Here is a 17,811-nt window from a genome sequence, read left to right as displayed (position 1 = left end):
TGCGGTTTGTCGTTTTTTGCTGAGCAAATCAAGAAACCTCAATAACCTGTTTCCGATTGATGGGTTTCATTGCCCCCCACCGGCGATAACGAAAATCGGCAGGACATCACCCTGCTCTTGGTCGCCGGGCCCCACCACCTTGCTGGGCCCGACGTCAGGGCTTTGCTGTCTTTTCTCGAGGAACAAAAGCACACCTTCAACATCAGCTTCTCAATCGCTGATCCACAGAAACAGCCGGAACTGCTCGAGCTGCATCGCCTGGTGGCCACACCGGCGCTGATCAAGCTCGACCCGGCCCCGAAGCAGGTCTTTGCGGGCAATGCCATTCAGCGGCAACTGCAGAACTGGCTGCCCCGCTGGCAGCAGCTCGGCATGGTGAGTGGCCTGAGTTCCAGCCTCACTCCATCAGACACCGCTGGTGGCACCAGCCAACGGGAAATGCAGCTGGAGGATCAGTTACTGGTGTTGCGCCAAGAAAACGAAACGCTTACCTCACGCCTGGGCGTGCAGGAACGGCTGCTGCGGATGGTGGCCCACGAGCTGCGCACCCCCCTAACCGCCGCGAACCTGGCGCTGCAGAGCTACCGGCTCGAGCAGATCAAAACCGATCGTTTTTTCGATGTGATGGATCGGCGGCTCGAGGACATCGAGCAGCTCTCCCACGATTTGCTGGAGGTGGGTAGCACCCGCTGGGAAGCCCTGTTCAACCCACAACGGCTGGGGCTAGCTCCCATCGCCGCCGAAGCCATCCTCGAGCTGGAAAAGCTGTGGGTGAACCGCCGCTTGGAACTGCTCACCGATGTGCCATCGGACCTGCCGGATGTGTACGCCGACCAACGGCGCATGCGTCAGGTGATCTTGAACCTGCTGGAGAACGCCCTGAAGTTCACTCCTGATGGCGGCCAGGTCAGCTTGAAGCTGCTGCACCGCACCAGCCAATGGGTTCAAGTGAGCGTGAGCGACTCCGGTCCAGGCATTCCGACCGAAGAGCAACAACGCATCTTTCAAGACCGGGTTCGGCTACCGCAGACCGCGGGGCAAACCTCGGGATTTGGTGTTGGCCTCTCGGTTTGCCGCCGCATTGTGGAAGTCCATGGCGGGCGCATTTGGGTGGTTTCAGACCCCGGCGAAGGGGCCTGCTTCCACTTCACAGTTCCGATCTGGAGAGGCCAGAGCAGCTAGCTTGACCCAGGCAGGACCCGATGGTTTAAGTTGGCTTCTTGCCAAACGGCCTCGCCCCCATCGTCTAGAGGCCTAGGACACCTCCCTTTCACGGAGGCGACAGGGGTTCGAATCCCCTTGGGGGTATCCAGACACTGGCAATCACACCACATCCAGATCAACGTCTACCGATGAGTAGACGTTATTCAGTAAATGGCGGCTTCTGCTTGTGCGGCAGCCATGTTGGTGCGCTTAAGGGCTTCAGCGGCCACAGCACGCAGGTTCATAGACAAGTCTTCTTTGAGGCGCTGCTCGATCAGGCCGATGGGCATCCCCCTGCAGGCCTGAATCAACACCTCGTAGCGCAGGCGAACGCCACCGAGGGGGTCAGGGCAGACGAACCAAGCGCCCTCAAAACGGCGGAAGTCGCCGCTGACCATCCGGAAATCGAGCATGCCATCGGGGCGACGCTCGCGCAGCTCCAACGTGACTTTGGCCGTGAAGCGCAATCCAGCAAAACGCTGGGCCCCCTCTTGCTCGAGCACCACCTCCAAACCTTCACGGCTCACCACCCGGGAGGAGATCAGATTGGGAATGAAGCTGGTGAGGCGGTCGTAATCGGTCAACACCGCCCAAACCTCCTCAATCTCCAACGGCAACCTCAGTTGGGCCGCCAGGCGACGGGTTGCGTTTGGCAGCCGCTCGATCTGCTGCTCAATCGGCTCCAAGCCGTTGGATTGTTCTGGGATCGAAAACAAAAGGACTGGGGCCGCCAGAGCGTCACATCTGCAACATCAGTGACACTAAACGTGTTTTCGCCCTGACGGTGTGAAGGAGGCTTGCAGAAGCTTCCTATAGTCGCGGCGCCTTTCCCAAATCCATGCGCGTACCTCCTGTCTCTGCAGCTCCAGGCACTCCCCGCATGTTCGCCATTGAAGTGGCCGGCATGTCAGGAGCTGGAGTCAAACGCAGTAATGAGGTCTTGAAGGTCAGCTATGACCAGCTCAACTCCGTCATGCGCAACACCGGCCGCAGCGGAGCGCGCATCGTTCGGGTGACGCCCATTGGTGGGACTGCGCCCATCGCCACACCTTCGACCACTTCGACACCAGCTCCTGTGACTACACCTGCTGCCAGCAAGCCCGCCACAGCCCACGCGCAGGTGCCGGTCAACCTGTACAAGCCAAAAAATCCTTTTGTGGGAACGGTCACCGAGAACTATTCCCTGCTGCAGGACGGCGCCATCGGCCGGGTGAACCACATCACCTTCAACCTCGAAGGCGGTGACCCCCAACTGCACTACGTCGAAGGCCAGAGCATTGGCATCATTCCCGATGGCGAAGACGCCAAAGGCAAGCCCCACAAGCTGCGTCTGTATTCGATCGCCAGCACCCGCCATGGCGATGACATGGCAGACAACACCGTGTCTCTGTGTGTGCGGCAGCTGGAATACAAGAACGAAGCCGGCGAGCAGATCTACGGCACCTGCTCCACCTTCCTCTGCGACATCGAGCCTGGCGCCAAGGTGAAGATCACTGGCCCCGTTGGCAAAGAGATGCTGCTGCCCGAGGACGAAGAAGCCAACGTGATCATGCTGGCCACCGGCACCGGCATCGCCCCCATGCGCACCTACCTGCGCCGCATGTTTGAAGACAAAGAGCGCGAAGCCAATGGCTGGAAGTTCCGCGGCAAGGCTTGGCTGTTCATGGGCGCCCCCAAAACCGCCAACCTCCTCTATGACGAGGATTTCCAGCGTTACGAGAGCGAGTACTCCGACAACTTCCGCTACACCAAGGCCATCAGCCGGGAGCAGCAGAACCCCAAGGGCGGCCGGATGTACATCCAAGACCGCGTTACCGAGTACGCCGATGAGATCTTCGCGATGATCGAAGATCCCAAGACCCACGTGTACATGTGCGGTCTACGGGGCATGGAACCCGGCATTGATGAAGCGATGACCGCAGCCGCAGCCGCCAAGGGCATGGATTGGGCTGAACTGCGTCCTCAACTCAAAAAAGCCGAGCGCTGGCACGTCGAGACCTACTGATCAGGTCTTCAATCAGGCGGTCAAATCTGCAGAAGAACGGACCATTCACCTTCTGTTCATCTGTTGCCTTCATCTTGTGGAAATCCTCTGTCTGAGGCCACGGGATGACCGCCACATTGACCAACCCGCTCCGCGTTGGCCTACGCCAGGAGCGGGTGATTTCACCGCAGTGCCTGGTGATCTTTGGCGCTAGCGGCGACCTCACGCATCGCAAGCTGATTCCAGCCCTGTTTGATTTGTTCCGGCAGCGGCGCCTGCCAAGCGAATTTGCGGTGCTCGGCTGTGCTCGCCGCCCCTGGAGCGACGACGAATTCCGCCAAAAGATGGAAGCGGCGCTCGCCAGCAAGATCGCTGACGACCCGGAGAGCTGGAAAACCTTTTCTGCTGGCCTCTTCTACGAGCCGGTTGATCTGCAAAAAAGCGACGACCTGGTGCGACTCGGCAAGCGCCTCGAGCAGATCGACCGCCAGCGCGCCACCCGCAGCAACCGCACCTTCTACCTATCTGTCTCCCCAGCCTTCTACGGCAGTGGTTGCCGCGCTTTGGCGGCAGCCGGGCTCCTGGCCGATCCCAAGCGCAGCCGGGTGGTGATTGAAAAACCCTTTGGCCGCGACTACGCCAGTGCCCAGGAACTCAATCGCGTGGTCAAAAGCTGCGGGCAGGAAAACCAGATCTTCCGCATCGACCACTATCTCGGCAAAGAGACGGTTCAAAACATCCTGGTGATGCGCTTTGCGAACACCATTTTCGAGCCGATCTGGAACCGCAATTACATCGACAACGTTCAGATCACGGCAGCAGAAACCGTTGGCGTGGAAGAGCGCGCGGGCTACTACGAAACCTCGGGTGCCCTCCGGGACATGGTGCAAAACCACCTCACCCAGATGCTGGCCCTCACGGCCATGGAAACCCCGGGCCGCTACGACCCCGAGGCCATCCGCAATGAAAAGGCCAAGGTGCTGCAGGCCGCTCGGCTCGCCGATGAGGCCGAGCCCTGGAACTGCTGCGTACGCGGTCAATACGGCCCTGGTGGCACCAGCAGTGATCCCCTGGCGGGCTACCGCCAGGAGCCCAACGTGGATCCCAACAGCACCACAGAGACCTACGTGGCGATGAAGCTGTTCATCGACAACTGGCGCTGGCAGGGGGTGCCCTTCTATGTGCGCACCGGCAAGCGCATGCCCAAGCGCATGAGTGAGGTGGTGCTGACCTTCAAGGAAGCTCCCGTGCACCTCTTTGATTCCTCAGGCGGCGGCGCCCCTGGAGCGAATCAATTGATCCTGCGGATCCAACCCAATGAAGGGGCCGATTTCCGCTTTGAAGTCAAAGCTCCAGGCTCTGGCATGCGCAGTCGGCCAGTGGATATGGACTTCTCCTATGACGAGTCCTTTGGTGAGCCCTCCGACGAGGGGTATGTGCGGCTGCTCGCCGACGCCATGCTCGGCGATCCCACCTTGTTCACCCGCAGCGATGAAGTGGAGGCCGCCTGGCGCCTCTACACGCCCCTGGTGGAGCTGATTGAACAGCAGCCCTGGCAGCTTCCGGTTTACCCCTACGAAGCCAGCACCTGGGGCCCGGCCGCCTCCGACAGCCTGTTGGCCCGTGATGGCCTGCTGTGGCGTCGTCCCTGAGCAATTCCCTGTCCCTCTCCCGTCCGTTTCTGCCACCCCGTTGAACCATGGCTCCTCAGCTCACTCTTCAGGCACCGCTGGAACTCCCCCCCCAGGACGTCTCCGATTACCTCGGCCGTCTCTGGAATGGCGGTGAACAGGACGCCACCTCCAGTGGCGCCGCCACCTTCAGCCTGTTGGTGTGGCAGCCCTCTTGGATCGAGCAGCACCTGGTGCGGCTTGGCCGCCTCGATGGCCCCATCACGGGCCTAGAACGCGAGGAGCTGCTCCAAGCTGCGCGCCAAGCCGTTCCCGCATGCGGGCTTCCGCTCTCCACCTCGCCACTGGCCCCAGAGCTGGCCTGGCAATTGGGGCAACTGCCCGGGGATCAGGCCAGCGAGGATCTCCGCGGCCAGTACGTGGATCCGGCCATCAGCCTGCACCAACCAAGAAGGCTGATCACCTTGGCTCCCAGCCTCGATCACCATCAGCATCTGGAAACCCTGGTGGCCGCTTACTGCCCTCTCCCTGAAGACGGGCCAGCCTCATCGGTCTGCGGCGATGTGGTGGTCATGCGCGGCGGCATGGAGGCCCTGCAGCGGGGGCTTGGCATGGTGAATCCCCTGATCCCCGCTGAACTCCCCTGCTGGGTGTGGTGGAACGGCACCCTGGATGAGGCACCGGATGTCTTTGAAGGCATCAGTCAGGCTCCGCGGCGGCTGATCATCGACACGGCTATTGGCACTCCAGCCCGCGCCCTCGATGTGCTCAGCCAGCGCGCCGCAGCCGGCCAGGCCATCAGCGATCTGAACTGGTATCGGCTTTCGAGCTGGCGAGAAAACCTGGCCATGGTGTTCGACCACCCCGGCCGTCGTGATGCCTTGGCCCACGTGGTGCAACTCGATATCGATGTGCAGGGTCATCAGCCCGTGCAGGGCCTGTTGATGGCTGCCTGGATTGCCAACCGCCTGGGCTGGAGCCTGGAGTCCAGCAACCACTGCGAAGGCGATGGCATCAGCGCCAGCTTCCGGCGGCCCGATGGGGTTGCCGTGCAGCTCCGCCAGATGCCCGTCCCGGTGGGCGATCCCAGCACCCATCCCGGCAGCATCGTGGGCTTGCGTTTGGTTTGCAGGCCCGAGCACCGTGCGCCGCTGTGCGTGATCCTCTGCGGTGAAACCGGCGGTTGCATGCGCTTGGAAGCAGGCGGCATGGCTCGGATGGAGTTGGTGGAGCAGGTGGTGACCTCCACCATTGAGTCCGCCCAACGGGAGGTCTCCCGCACCCTTCGCGGTGGCCACGACAGCACCAACCCGCTGCTGGCCGCCTGTGTCCCGCTGGCATCCAGACTGCTGCCGCGCTGATTCAGCTCAGGCTTGACGCTTCTGATCGCCGCCCCCTGCAGCGGGAGCGGCAAGACCCTGGTGTCGTTGCTGCTGGCCGCTGTTGCCGCCCAGCGCGGGCAGGGGCTGCAGAGCTTCAAGGTTGGCCCCGACTATCTCGACCCGCAATTGCTCAGCCGCGTCAGTGGGGTTCGCTGCCGCAACCTCGATCTGCTGCTTTGCGGTGAGGAGTGGGTGCGCCGCAGCTTTCGCTGGTGGAGCCAACAGCAACCCCTCTCCCTTGTGGAGGGGGTGATGGGGCTGTTCGATGGCGTTGGCCCCAGCTCCGTAGGCAGCAGCGCTGCAGTCGCTACCAGCCTTGATTTGCCTGTGCTGTTGGTGGTGGAAGCCAGCCGTCAGGCCGCATCGTTAGCGGCCTTGGTGCGGGGCTTTCGCGATCACGATCCCAACCTCTCCATTGCTGGAGTTGTGCTCAACGGCGTGTCAACGCCGAGGCACCAACAGCTGCTGAGCGATGTGCTCGAGCAGATCGGCATGCCACTGCTGGGGGTGTTGCCGCGGCATCCAGCCTTGGAACTGCCAAGCCGCCATCTGGGCTTGCTCCCCCCCCAGGACCTGCCCGATTGGCCAGAACGCAGCCAACAATGGGCCGAGTTGGCGGCGCAATGGCTTGATCTCGAGCGCCTCTGGCCGCAACTAACCAGTCATGGCACTGCCGCAACAGACCATCCCTTGATGGACCTTGGGCCAAAGCAACCGCCCCATGGTCCTGTGGTGGCTGTGGCCAGGGATGCCGCCTTCCATTTCTGCTACCCCGAACTGGAAGAGTCGTTGCAGCATCTGGGCTGTCAAGTGACGCATTGGGCACCACTGGCGGATCAACCGTTGCCAGCGCAATGCGGCGCGGTGGTGTTGCCGGGTGGCTACCCCGAGCTGCATGCCAAGGAGCTGAGCCAATGCCGCCAAAGCCTCGGTTCGTTAGCCCGCCATGGAGCGGCAGAGGGCGCGATGTATGCCGAATGCGGCGGGCTGCTGCTGCTGGGGCAGGAGTTGGTGGACGCTGATGGGCAACGCCACGCCATGGCCGGCCTACTGCCCCATCGCGCCTGCCGCGGTGCGCTCAGCCTGGGCTACCGCACCGCCCAGGTGAAGCGCGATGGGCTGGTGGTGCGCCAAGGGGAGGTGTTGCACGGCCATGAATTCCACCGCTGGCAACTGGACGAAAGCCCGATGGAAGCAGCACCTTGGCAGCTGGAGGGGTGGGGCGTGAGGTCTAGGGTTGAGGGATGGACCGACGCCGCCGTTCACGCAAGTTGGCTCCACCTCCATTGGGGTGGATGCCCTTCGATTCCCCAACGGTTGACGCACGCCGCCGGCAAGTGGCTAAGCGCCTAGAGCGTGATGGCCAACCGAATCGCTCCCTGCGCATTCCGGCTGAACGTTGGCGCCTTCGCATTCGAGGGCTGGTACAGGGTGTGGGCTACCGGGCCGGGTGCTGCCGCCGAGCACAGGAACTGGGCCTCGCTGGCTGGGTGCGCAACTGCAGCGATGGCAGCGTCGAAGTGCAAGCAGAAGGCGACGAGCAACGCCTCACGGAACTCAGGGTGTGGTGCGAAGGCGGCCCCCCTGGAGCCCGGGTTGATTCGGTTGATGGCAGTCGCGTCGCTACCACCGGTGCCGATTGGTTTGAAATCAGGCCGAATCACTTCCAAGGCGGTGCGTTAACCCGTTAGCAAAATCCGCTCCATAGGGTTCAGCAGAACCGTCACCCCGGAGGCCGCCCATGGCTGCGAGCCAATGCATCTGGCTGCTCCGCCACGGGGCCACGGAGTGGAGCCGCAATGGCCGCCACACCGGTAGTAGCGACATCCCACTACTGCCCGAGGGGGAAGAGGAAGCCAAGGCCTTGGCTCCACGGCTGCGTGGTCAGTCCTTTGCGCAGGTGTGGGTGAGTCCGCTGCAACGGGCCCGGCGCACCTGCGAACTTGCAGGTCTTGGCGCCCAAGCAGACGTGCACCCAGACCTGCGCGAGTGGGATTACGGCGACTACGAAGGCATCACTACCAAAGAAATCCGCCAAACCGTGCCGGCGTGGAGTGTGTGGAGCCATGGCTGCCCAGGCGGTGAGGATGCCGCGGCGGTCACGGCTCGTTGCCAGCGGGTGATCGATCAACTGCTGACGATCGAGGGGGATGTGGCCCTGTTTGCCCACGGCCACATCCTGCGCAGCCTGGCCGGCACCTGGATGGAGCAGGGCGCCTGCGGCGGCAAGCACCTGATCTTGGGCACCGGCACCTACAGCGTGCTGGGCTTTGAGCGCGAGAATCGAGCGCTCAAACACTGGAACGCGCCGTGCCACTGACGCGCACCTTCACCGAACTCACGGCCTGCGGCTTTGCCGTTGCCCTCAGCCCCCTCGACATCGCCTTGGTGCTGCTGCTGCTGCTGGGCAGCACGCCGCTGCTGAAATCCAGCCTGTTCAGTGGCGCCTGGTTTGTGACCAACAGCGTTGCCATCGCGCTGCTGGTGACGGTGGGCAAGGGGCTCACCCTCTCGATGGAGAAAGGCGGGATTCACCAGGTGGGAATTGATCTGTTTGCCGCCGGAGCGCTGCTGGCCCTGGGCATTCGCGAACTGGATCCCAAACCCAAAGACTTCAAAGATCTGCAGGGCAGCTGGATCACCAAGCTGGAAAAAGTTGGACAGTTGCCCCTGACGGTGCTGCTGCTCACCGCACCGCTAACGCTTCTCCTGAGCCCCGACAACCTGTTCCTGCTCGCCAAGGGAGCCTCCCTGGTGCAGGGAGGTCATCACAGCCAGCTGCTGGAGCTGGGCTTAATCGCCTACTTCAGCCTGATCAGCAGCACCCTGCTGCTGATTCCGATTCTGTTGGTGCTGGTCCGCAAACAGCAGGTGCAACCGCTGCTGGAGCAGGGCAAGCGATTCATCGAGCAACGCAGCAGCTTGATCCTGGGGTTGATCAGCGTCGCCTTGGCGCTCTATCTGGGCTGGTCGGGCTGGAGCGGGCTTGATGGCTTCACCGCCATCAGCTGAGCCCCTGCTGCCAGCTTGAGCGCATGGCCTCCGAGCCCTCACGCCCCACCAACCAAACCCGGCGCCGGGCCCGGCTCACCGCCACATAGACCAACTGACGGCGAATCTCCTCCTGCTGCGGCCAATAGACATCGGGGGCCACAAACACATCGGTGAAGCTGCTGCCCTGGCTGCGATGCACCGTGAGCACTGCCGCAGGTCCGACGCTGGCAAAGGAATCGCGCAGCAAAAAGAATTGGCGCCAGAGTTGACGCCGCTGGCTGCCTTCGGCCTGCTTGGCCTGGCTGCGCAGATCAGCCAAAGCCGCATCGAGCCGTTGCCGCCCTGGGCTGCCTGCGGCTGGCGCTAAACGCAGCTGGAGTTGGCTTTCACCGGCTTCCACATCCACCCGCAGGGTTTCAATCACTGGCGCGGCCTTGAGCCCCAAGTCCGCCAAATCACAGCGATCCGGGGCCACATCACGCACCAACAGTTCGCGGTTGGAGCCCAACACCAGATCGGCATCTTCTCCATTGGCCAAGCCCTCTTGGCAGGCCGGGGCCATCACCGCCGATCGCGTGATCAGCACCTCACCAGGCAACACGGGCAATTGATCGGCCATCTCCCCGTGCAGGGCCCGCCGCGCAATCGGCACCAAACGATCCAGGGTTCGGTTGGTGAAACACAGCAAGCGGGCGTGGTCTGGGTCGAGCCGCTCACTGCTCAACCGCAAGGCTTCTTGGGCCTGGCTGATCCATTCCTCCCGGCTGACCACCGCCACCCGGCCGCTGTCGTCATCCACTGGCGGCAGCAGCGGCGGTTGACTGCTGGGCAGCTGCCCTTGCCGCAGACCAGTGGCCAAACGCAGCACAGGCCCCCCGTGGCGCACCACCTCTTGGAGGTGGTGCGCTTCTGAGCGCTTCATGGCAAACACCGGGCTGCTCTCCTCACTCACCGGCGGCAACTGGGCCGGATCACCGACAAACACCAAGCGGGTGCCATAGGTGTGGGCGCATTGCAGGGTGATCTCCAGCAAGCGGCTATCCACCATCGAGGCTTCATCCACCAGCACCAAGCCCAGGTGTTCGAGCGCCGTCGCGGTCTGCTCGGTGGGATCACAGCGCTCCTGCTCCTCTTGGCGACTGAGCTTGAGGCGCAGCAAACGGTGGATGGTGGAGGGATACCAGGTGGGACGCAGACCCTGGTCCTCGAGCTGCTGACGCAGCACCCCAACGGCTTTATGGGTGGGTGCTGCCACGGTCCAGCAGAGATGGGCGGCATCGGCGAGCTGCAAAAACCTTGCCGAGAGGAAGGTTTTGCCGGTGCCGGCATAACCACTGAGCACAAACGGGCAATCCGCCTCGGAGGCCGTCAGCCAGTCCTGGAAACCCTCAAGGGCAACACGCTGACCATTGGTCAGCTCGGGAGCGGCATCGGCCAGCTCAGGCCACCCCGCTGAACCAGCCCAGCTGCTGCGCCAGATGAACAGGGCTGCCCACAAAGGCATCGCCCACCAATCCAATCAATGGGCCCAGCAGGCTGCCCACCAACACCTCCAGGCGCGAATGGCCCAGGGTTGTCTTCAGCGGCGGCATCCCCTGCGCCTCCGGCAGGGCGTTGACCCGCTCAGCAGTGCGGCCAGCGGCCCGGCGCACCCCACTGGCGTCGTACATCACCACAAACGCCACTGCCGCAGCCAGGGCAAACAAGGGCGCATCAAATCCCTGCTCCAGGCCGATGCAAGCGGCCGTGCCGGTCACCAGCGCCGAATGGGATGAGGGCATGCCTCCGGTTTCAATCAACACCGCCGGGCGCCAGCGGCGATGCACCACCAACTCAATCAAGAGTTTGGAGAGCTGCGCCAAGCCACAGGCTGCAAGGCCCCAGGCCAAGGGGCCGTTATCGAGCAGCTGAACAAATGGCTGACTCATCGATCGCGGGAGGTGATGTAACCCGCCAGGGCCAGCAGGGGCTGAGCCTTGTCGCTCCAGGGTTTCAGCACCCCGCAGGCCTCCTTGACCAGCGACTCAGCCCGGGCCTTGGATTCCTCGAGGCCCAGCAGCTTGGGGTAGGTGGTCTTATCAGCTGTGAGATCTTTGCCTGCGGTCTTGCCCAGCACTTCGCTGCTAGCGGTGACATCAAGGATGTCGTCGATGATCTGAAAGGCCAAGCCAATGGCCCTGGAGTAGGTGCGCAGGGCCTCCAGCAACGTGTCATCCGCCCCGGCAATCAGCGCTCCGCTCAAGACCGAGGCCTGCAGCAGAGCTCCGGTTTTGTGCAGGTGGATGTATTCGAGGGTGTCGAGATCCACCTCCACCCCTTCGCTAGCCAAATCAACGATTTGCCCGCCCACCAGGCCGGGAGCACCCGCCGCCAACGACAACTCACCGATCACCTTCAAGAGGCGCTCGGCAGGAACACCTGGGCTGCGCAGCGCCACCATCTCAAAGGCGCGGGTGAGCAAAGCATCGCCAGCCAAGATCGCTGTGGCATCGCCATACACCTTGTGGTTGGTGGGCCGGCCGCGGCGCAGATCGTCGTTGTCCATGGCCGGCAGATCGTCATGGATCAGCGACATGGTGTGGATCATCTCCAGCGCCGTCGCGGTGGGCAAAGCCAGCGAAGCATCGCCACCGGCGAGCTCACAGCTGGCGAGACACAGGATGGGCCGTAAACGCTTACCGCCAGCGAGCAGGGAGTAGCGCATGGCTTCCCGCAGCGATTCCGGCCGCTCAGGGCCAAGGGAAGAATCCAGCGCCTGCTCCACCTTGAGGCGGCCAGCCTCGAGGTACTGAGAGAAATCAAAGCCGTTGGCCACCACAGCAGTCATGAAACGGCAGATCGCCTCAGCTGCAGGGATTGTCTCTCAACGGCGGGCCACCCAGCACCTGCTGCAACAGAGCGAACAACGCCGAGGGCAGTTCCACCACCAAGGTCACCGAGGCAAATTCAGCCTGCTCAGGCCGCTGCCAGCCGGCAGCACCATGCTCAACATCCAGCAATCGCAGCAAATCCAACCCGCTCAGCTGGCTCAGGTCATCGGCCGACAACCCTGAGGAGGATGAAAACCGGGGTTGAGCCATGGCGGCACCCCACAAGCAGAAGGATCTAAAGGAAACCTTAAGCCCGCAGCGCCCTCAATAACCAGGGGCTGGATCCGGCAGATCAAACCGGTGGCTCCAAGCCCGCACGGTATTGAGCAGCAGCATCGTCACCGTCATTGGCCCCACTCCGCCGGGAACAGGCGATAGGGCTGAGGCGATGGGCTCCAACTCGGCAGAGCGCACATCCCCGCATAACCCCCCTTCCGGCTTGCGGTGAATCCCCACATCCACTACCGCGGCTCCAGGGCGCACATGCTCGGCGCCAATCATCCCTGGCTTGCCGGCAGCCACCACCAAAATCTCGGCTTCACGGGTGTGGGCCGCTAAATCAGCAGTTCGCGAATGCACCACCGTGACCGTGGCATTGGCCGCTTGCAACATCAGCGCCATCGGCTGGCCCACCAGGATGCTGCGGCCTATCACCACGGCCCGTTTGCCAGCGGGATCGATGCCGTTGCTGCGCAGCAGGGCCATCACCCCAGCCGGCGTGCAGCTGCGCGGACCGGGCTCTCCCCGCAACAAGCGGCCCAGATTGAGCGGATGCAGACCATCGGCGTCTTTGGCTGGATCCAGCTCCAGCAGCAGGGCCCGATCATCCAGACCAGCGGGCACCGGCAACTGCACGAGGATTCCATCGACGGCGGGATCCTGGTTCAACTGCCGCAACTTGGCCTCAATCTCGGCCTGGGGCGTAGCGGCATCGAGGTGGGCGCCATGGCTCACCAAGCCCACACGGGCGCAGGCTTTCTCTTTATTGGCCACATACACACCGCTCGCCGGATCGTCGCCAACACGCAGCACCGCCAAGCCAGGCGGCCGGCCAGCGCGTGGCAAACCAGAAGCGATTGCCGCGGCCATCACCTCCTCGAGCTGAGCCGCCAACTGGCGGCCATCAAGACGCTGGGCTGGCATTCCGGTGATGGGAGCTAGCGTCAGTCTGACCTCAGCCGCGCTGTGCTCTCCGCCCTCTCACGTTGGTTCTGGAGCTTTCGGCCGCGCCTTGGGCGGGCCTGGAGGCGGTGGCTACGCCATGAGCGACCCAGTCGGATAGCGGTGCGCTGGACCCTGCGGGACGGACTCGTTGTTTTCTTGGCCTGCCTCGGTGTGGGGTTGGTCTCCGCCTGGCCTTGGTTGGTGGAGCCGTCACTGCGGCCCGGTTTGCCGGCTCCCTTTGAAATCCGCGCCCCCCGTGATGCCTCGGTGGTGGATAGCGAAGCGCTGGCCCAACGCCGCTCGCAATTGGGCCCACGCATTCAAGTTCAAATCACCGATCAGAACGCCACCGCCAAGTTGGAGAGCCGGCTCAACCGACTGCTGGCCGAGTTGCTCAACTCAAGAACTGCCGGGGAGATGCGCCTCACCCCGATCGCGGTCTCACCAGAAGATGAAGCCTTCCTGCTAACGAAAACGCCGCAGGAACTGCGGAAGTGGCAGACCACTGTGGAGCAAGCGCAGCAGCGGATGCTCACCCAAGGCGTGGTCAGCACCCTGGCGGAAGACCAACTGCAACGGGCCGCCAAGCTGCAACTTGATCAGCTTCCAGAACCAGGCCGCAGTCTCGGCGCCAAGTTGATCACCCGCTCCCTGCAGGGGAGCACCAACCTGCGCACGGATAACAGCCTCACCCAGGTGTTGCTGAATGACCTGATTCAGCAAAACGGCGTTCCCAAAATCGAGGTCAAAGCCGGCGAGGTGATCACCGTCAAAGGCGAGGTGATCAGCCAGCGGGCCTACGACGTGCTGGATGCCTTTGGCCTGATCAGCCGGCGTCCGGCGACAGGCCTGTTCCTGGTGCGTTGGATTGAAGCGAGCATCGCGGCGGGCCTGATGCTGCTGATCTGCCGCCGTTGGCGCACGGATCTGGAGATCCCCCAGGCGCTGCTGCTGCTGGGCACCTTGGCGGTGGTGCAAGGTTGCAAGCTCTGGTTTGGCGCCTCCGTCAGCGCCCTGGCCGTGCTGGTTCCCCCCAGCCTGCTGTTGGCTGAAGGGCTGGGCGCCGCCAGCGGCTTGGCCTGGCTGTCGCTGGCCACCCTGCTATGGCCGATTCCCCTCAACAGCGTGGGCACAGCGCGCCTGCTCTTAGCCGCAGCCGTTGCCGTGGTGGGCGTGCTACTGGCCGGCCGGCAACGCTCCCGCGCAGAAATGCTGCAAAACGCCGTGTTGCTCACGGTGGCAGCCCTGCTGGTGGAGGCCGCCTTGATCCAGGTCATGGGTGGCTCAGTCGGCGGCGAGCTGCTGAGCGAAGGGATCTTGATGGGGGGACTGCTGCTGCTGGCGCTGTTGATCTCCCCCACCGTTGAGCGTCTCTTCGGAATGATCACGCGTTCCCGCTTGTTGGAGCTCTGCGATCTGCAGCGCCCGCTGCTGCGCAAGCTCTCCTCAGAAGCGCCGGGAACCTTTGAGCACACCTTGATGATCTGCGGCCTGGCCGAGGAAGGCGTGCGTGCCATCGGCGGCGATGTGGATCTTGTGCGCACTGGAGCGCTGTATCACGACGTGGGCAAACTCCATGCCCCCCAGTGGTTCATCGAAAATCAACAGGGGGGGGACAACCCCCATGACCATCTCGATGACCCCTGGCGCAGCGCTGAAATCCTGCAAGCCCATGTCGATGAGGGGATCAAGATGGCGCGCCGTTATGGCCTACCTCAGCCAGTCGCTGACTACATCCCCGAACACCAAGGCACGTTGCGGATGGGCTACTTCTGGCACAGGGCAAAGGAACAAAACCCCAACGCCAGCGATCGACCCTTCCGCTACCGCGGTCCCAAGCCGCAATCCAAGGAAAGTGCCGTGATGATGCTGGCCGATGGCTGCGAGGCGGCACTCCGGGCCATGCCACCGGAGACCGATGAAGCGCAGGCTTGCGATGGCGTGCGGCGCATCATCCACTCCCGCCGCCATGACGGCCAGCTCGATGACAGTGGCCTGGGCACAGGCGAAATCGAATTGGTGGTGCGGGCATTTGTGAAGGTGTGGCGCCGCATGCGGCACCGCCGAATTCCCTACCCGATTCCGGCCCGCAAAGCATTTAGCGCTTAAGCCATCAACCCTTCACCGCATCGCCGCTGGCGCTGGGCAGGATGAACCGCTGCAGGAACACAAACAACGCCAACACCGGAACAATTGACACCACTGAACCGGCAGCCACCAAACGCCAATCCAACGAAAACGAGCTGGAGAGCTGCTGCAGGCCCAACGGCAAGGTGTAGAGCCCAGGGTCATCAAGAATCACCAGGGGCCAGAGGAAGTCACTCCAGGTGCCGATGAACACAAACATCGCCAGGGTGATCAGATCAGCTCGCGCCGCTGGAATCAACACGTTCCACCACTCACCCAACGCAGTGCAGCCATCCATGCGGGCCGCCTCCTCCAGCTCTTTGGGAACCCCCAAAAAGCTCTGGCGCAATAGGTAGATGCCAAAGGCGGTGGCGGCATTGGGCAGGATCAGTGCCATCAACGAATTGCGCAAACCCAGCTGAACCATCAGCAGGTAAAGCGGGATCATCACCACCTGAAACGGAATCAAAATCGTGGCCACCACCAGGGCCAAGACGATGCCGCGGCCGCGGAAGCGCATCCGCGCCAGGGGGAAGGCCGCCAGTGAGCAGAACAGCAGGTTGGCCACCACGCTGAACACACTCACAACGGTGCTGTTCAGCAAATAGCGCCCCATTGGGCTCTGGCTGAACAAGGTTCCGTAGGCCTGCAGGCTGGGCTGAGCCGGAAACAGGCTGGGCGGCGCTTGAAAGATGTCTTCAGCTGGGCCCTTCAACGATGTGCTCAGCAGCCAGAGCAAGGGGATCAAAACCACCAAGGCCACCATCAACAGCACCGTCAGCTGCAGCAGCAGCGACCACAGAGGCGCGCGGCGAGCGGTCATAGCGCTGGGGCCGGCAGGGGAGCGCGTTGGGGATGCAGCGGGCTGTGTTTCTGGCCGCTCACCAAGCGGTTGAGGGCATTCACAAACGCTTGGGCAGCGGCCACCACCACATCGGTGTCAGCGGCATGACCGGAATACAAACGGCCGTCCTGGCGCAGGCGAATCGTCACCTCACCCATGGCATCGATGCCTTCAGTGACTGATTTCACGCTGAATTCCACCAGTTCATTGGGGACTTGAACCAAGCCATTGAGGGCCTGGCAAACAGCATCAACCGGCCCGGTGCCAATGGCAGCTTGGGAGCACTCCTCACCATCACTGGTGCGCAAGGTGACCGTGGCTGTGGCGCGCAGATCTCGCCCACAACTCACCTGCACTCCGGCCAGCTGGTAGTAGGCCTCGATCTGCTGGGCGTTCTGCCGAACGATGGCCTCTAGATCGCGGTCGGTGATCTCTCGCTTGCGATCAGCGAGTTCTTTAAAGCGAGCGAAGGCATCGTTGAGGTCATCGCCATCGAGCTGATACCCCAGCTCCTCAAGGCGTGCGCGCACGGCACTGCGACCACTGAGCTTGCCCAGGCTGATGCGGTTATCGGTCAAGCCGATGGTTCGGGCATCAATGATTTCGTAGGTGAGGCGGTTCTTCAGCACACCGTCTTGGTGGATGCCGGATTCATGGGCAAAGGCATTGGCACCCACGATGGCTTTATTGGGCTGCACTGCCATGCCGGTGAGGTTGGAGACCAGGCGAGAGGTTTTGTAAATCTCCTCGGTTTGGATGCCTGTTAAAGGTTCGCTGCTGTCTTCAGCTCGGCCGAGGTAGCCGTTGAAGTAGCTACGGCGCACATGCAGCGCCATCACCAGCTCTTCCAGCGATGCATTACCGGCGCGCTCACCGATGCCATTGATCGTGCACTCCAGCTGCCGGGCGCCATTTTTGACGGCCTCGAGGAAGTTGGCCACGGCCAGACCCAAGTCGTTATGGCCATGCACGGAGATCACCGCTTGGCCGATGTTGGGCACGTGGGCATCGATGCCAGCAATCAAGGCACCAAATTCAGCGGGTGTGGAGTAGCCGACCGTGTCGGGAATGTTGATCGTGGTGGCACCAGCCTCGATGGCCGCTTCGATCACCTGATACATGAACTCGGGATCGCTGCGCCCAGCGTCCTCACAGGAAAACTCAACGTCGTCCACCAAGGAGCGGGCATAGGCCACCATCTCCGGAACGATCTGCAGCACCTCAGCGCGACTCTTGCGCAACTTGTGCTCGAGGTGAATGTCGCTGGTGGCGAGAAAGGTATGGATGCGCTGGTTGGCAGCCGGTGCCACCGCATCAGCGCAGGCTTTGATGTCGCCGCGCGTGGCGCGAGCCAAGCCACAAATCACCGGTCCATCGGGGCGACCAACCTGGCGAGCAATGGTTTGCACCGCATCAAAGTCACCAGGACTGGCAAAGGGAAACCCAGCCTCGATGATGTCGACGCGCAGGCGGGCAAGCTGCTGAGCGATGGCCAGCTTTTCATCCAGATTCAGGCTGGCCCCAGGCGACTGCTCCCCATCCCTGAGGGTGGTGTCGAAAATCAACACCCGGCCCGGGTCGCGCGCCATACGTCTTATGCGGATTGATTTCG

Annotated in this window: 17 protein-coding genes and 1 tRNA gene; 10 read left to right on the top strand and 8 right to left on the bottom strand. The window is 62.8% G+C overall.

The genetic code is table 11. The features are described from left to right. Positions 1-69 precede the first annotated feature (69 nt). A complete protein-coding gene (locus SynMINOS11_RS03955) occupies positions 70-1,182 on the top strand; it encodes a histidine kinase (protein WP_011935179.1) in 1,113 nt (370 codons plus the stop codon). Between the two features lie 53 nt (positions 1,183-1,235). Then, positions 1,236-1,308, top strand: a tRNA-Glu gene (locus SynMINOS11_RS03950). 59 nt (positions 1,309-1,367) lie between these two features. Here SynMINOS11_RS03950 and SynMINOS11_RS03945 read toward each other — a convergent pair. Continuing rightward, a complete protein-coding gene (locus tag SynMINOS11_RS03945) occupies positions 1,368-1,919 on the bottom strand; it encodes an SRPBCC family protein (protein WP_011935178.1) in 552 nt (183 codons plus the stop codon). Positions 1,920-2,041: 122 nt separating this feature from the next. Between SynMINOS11_RS03945 and SynMINOS11_RS03940 the strand changes: the two genes are divergently transcribed. The 7 genes from SynMINOS11_RS03940 (at position 2,042) to SynMINOS11_RS03910 (ending at position 9,212) form a co-directional block, all read left to right on the top strand. Then, entirely contained in the window at positions 2,042-3,208 is a 1,167-nt protein-coding gene (locus tag SynMINOS11_RS03940) for a phycobilisome linker polypeptide (protein WP_011935177.1), read from the top strand. A gap of 104 nt (positions 3,209-3,312) precedes the next feature. Beyond that, a complete protein-coding gene (zwf, locus tag SynMINOS11_RS03935; protein ID WP_011935176.1) occupies positions 3,313-4,839 on the top strand; it encodes a glucose-6-phosphate dehydrogenase in 1,527 nt (508 codons plus the stop codon). Between the two features lie 47 nt (positions 4,840-4,886). Continuing rightward, the gene (locus SynMINOS11_RS03930) at positions 4,887-6,179 is read left to right on the top strand and encodes a glucose-6-phosphate dehydrogenase assembly protein OpcA (RefSeq protein ID WP_186549978.1); all 1,293 of its coding nucleotides are present in this window, start codon (positions 4,887-4,889) and stop codon (positions 6,177-6,179) included. A 12-nt stretch (positions 6,180-6,191) separates the two neighbouring features. Beyond that, positions 6,192-7,553 carry a cobyrinate a,c-diamide synthase gene (locus SynMINOS11_RS03925; RefSeq protein ID WP_186549976.1) on the top strand — a complete coding sequence of 454 codons (1,362 nt, stop codon included), beginning with the start codon at positions 6,192-6,194 and terminating at the stop codon, positions 7,551-7,553. Continuing rightward, complete coding sequence (locus SynMINOS11_RS03920) at positions 7,538-7,891, top strand: acylphosphatase (protein WP_186549974.1); 354 nt, start codon at positions 7,538-7,540, stop codon at positions 7,889-7,891. Before SynMINOS11_RS03925 ends, SynMINOS11_RS03920 begins: the two co-directional genes overlap by 16 nt. Positions 7,892-7,941: 50 nt before the next feature. Then, on the top strand, positions 7,942-8,520 hold the full coding sequence (locus SynMINOS11_RS03915; RefSeq protein ID WP_186549972.1) for a histidine phosphatase family protein: 579 nt from the start codon (positions 7,942-7,944) through the stop codon (positions 8,518-8,520). After that, a complete protein-coding gene (locus tag SynMINOS11_RS03910) occupies positions 8,511-9,212 on the top strand; it encodes a GAP family protein (protein ID WP_011935171.1) in 702 nt (233 codons plus the stop codon). Before SynMINOS11_RS03915 ends, SynMINOS11_RS03910 begins: the two co-directional genes overlap by 10 nt. On the opposite strand, the gene SynMINOS11_RS03905 is transcribed toward SynMINOS11_RS03910, so the two are convergent. Genes SynMINOS11_RS03905 through folD form a run of 5 tightly spaced genes read right to left on the bottom strand, consistent with a single transcriptional unit; the run spans position 9,205 to position 13,207 of the window. Beyond that, positions 9,205-10,698: an ATP-dependent DNA helicase gene (locus SynMINOS11_RS03905; protein WP_255445482.1), complete on the bottom strand. Its 1,494-nt coding sequence runs from the start codon at positions 10,696-10,698 to the stop codon at positions 9,205-9,207. The genes SynMINOS11_RS03910 and SynMINOS11_RS03905 overlap by 8 nt on opposite strands. Further along, positions 10,634-11,122, bottom strand: a complete 489-nt coding sequence (locus SynMINOS11_RS03900; protein ID WP_011935169.1) for a divergent PAP2 family protein — start codon at positions 11,120-11,122, stop codon at positions 10,634-10,636. The genes SynMINOS11_RS03905 and SynMINOS11_RS03900 overlap by 65 nt, the downstream gene beginning before the upstream one ends. Next, the gene (crtE, locus tag SynMINOS11_RS03895; RefSeq protein ID WP_186549969.1) at positions 11,119-12,021 is read right to left on the bottom strand and encodes a geranylgeranyl diphosphate synthase CrtE; all 903 of its coding nucleotides are present in this window, start codon (positions 12,019-12,021) and stop codon (positions 11,119-11,121) included. Before crtE ends, SynMINOS11_RS03900 begins: the two co-directional genes overlap by 4 nt. Positions 12,022-12,037: 16 nt before the next feature. Further along, on the bottom strand, positions 12,038-12,274 hold the full coding sequence (locus SynMINOS11_RS03890) for a hypothetical protein (RefSeq protein ID WP_186549967.1): 237 nt from the start codon (positions 12,272-12,274) through the stop codon (positions 12,038-12,040). 54 nt (positions 12,275-12,328) lie between these two features. After that, positions 12,329-13,207 (bottom strand): bifunctional methylenetetrahydrofolate dehydrogenase/methenyltetrahydrofolate cyclohydrolase FolD, encoded by an 879-nt coding sequence (folD, locus tag SynMINOS11_RS03885; RefSeq protein WP_186549965.1) that lies wholly within the window; start codon positions 13,205-13,207, stop codon positions 12,329-12,331. 42 nt (positions 13,208-13,249) lie between these two features. Between folD and SynMINOS11_RS03880 the strand changes: the two genes are divergently transcribed. After that, positions 13,250-15,337, top strand: a complete 2,088-nt coding sequence (locus SynMINOS11_RS03880; RefSeq protein WP_255445481.1) for an HDIG domain-containing metalloprotein — start codon at positions 13,250-13,252, stop codon at positions 15,335-15,337. Between the two features lie 4 nt (positions 15,338-15,341). Here SynMINOS11_RS03880 and SynMINOS11_RS03875 read toward each other — a convergent pair whose 3' ends face one another. Both SynMINOS11_RS03875 and SynMINOS11_RS03870 read right to left on the bottom strand, forming a co-directional pair. Further along, on the bottom strand, positions 15,342-16,178 hold the full coding sequence (locus SynMINOS11_RS03875) for a carbohydrate ABC transporter permease (RefSeq protein WP_186549963.1): 837 nt from the start codon (positions 16,176-16,178) through the stop codon (positions 15,342-15,344). After that, positions 16,175-17,788, bottom strand: coding sequence for a 2-isopropylmalate synthase (locus SynMINOS11_RS03870; RefSeq protein WP_011935163.1), 1,614 nt, complete (start codon positions 17,786-17,788; stop codon positions 16,175-16,177). Before SynMINOS11_RS03870 ends, SynMINOS11_RS03875 begins: the two co-directional genes overlap by 4 nt. Positions 17,789-17,811 lie beyond the last annotated feature (23 nt).

The sequence above is a fragment of the Synechococcus sp. Minos11 genome (genome assembly GCF_014279855.1).
In the GTDB taxonomy this organism is placed as follows: Bacteria; Cyanobacteriota; Cyanobacteriia; order PCC-6307; family Cyanobiaceae; genus RCC307.
This window is presented reverse-complemented; position numbering and strand designations above follow the sequence as displayed.

Coding starts and splice junctions, on each gene's coding strand:
- SynMINOS11_RS03915 (WP_186549972.1), top strand. CDS start 7,942: ATGGCTGCGAGCCAATGCATCTGGCTGCTCCGCCACGGGGCCACGGAG.
- SynMINOS11_RS03870 (WP_011935163.1), bottom strand. CDS start 17,788: ATGGCGCGCGACCCGGGCCGGGTGTTGATTTTCGACACCACCCTCAGG.
- SynMINOS11_RS03875 (WP_186549963.1), bottom strand. CDS start 16,178: ATGACCGCTCGCCGCGCGCCTCTGTGGTCGCTGCTGCTGCAGCTGACG.
- SynMINOS11_RS03930 (WP_186549978.1), top strand. CDS start 4,887: ATGGCTCCTCAGCTCACTCTTCAGGCACCGCTGGAACTCCCCCCCCAG.
- zwf (WP_011935176.1), top strand. CDS start 3,313: ATGACCGCCACATTGACCAACCCGCTCCGCGTTGGCCTACGCCAGGAG.
- SynMINOS11_RS03905 (WP_255445482.1), bottom strand. CDS start 10,698: ATGCCTTTGTGGGCAGCCCTGTTCATCTGGCGCAGCAGCTGGGCTGGT.
- crtE (WP_186549969.1), bottom strand. CDS start 12,021: ATGACTGCTGTGGTGGCCAACGGCTTTGATTTCTCTCAGTACCTCGAG.
- SynMINOS11_RS03900 (WP_011935169.1), bottom strand. CDS start 11,122: ATGAGTCAGCCATTTGTTCAGCTGCTCGATAACGGCCCCTTGGCCTGG.
- folD (WP_186549965.1), bottom strand. CDS start 13,207: ATGCCAGCCCAGCGTCTTGATGGCCGCCAGTTGGCGGCTCAGCTCGAG.
- SynMINOS11_RS03940 (WP_011935177.1), top strand. CDS start 2,042: ATGCGCGTACCTCCTGTCTCTGCAGCTCCAGGCACTCCCCGCATGTTC.
- SynMINOS11_RS03890 (WP_186549967.1), bottom strand. CDS start 12,274: ATGGCTCAACCCCGGTTTTCATCCTCCTCAGGGTTGTCGGCCGATGAC.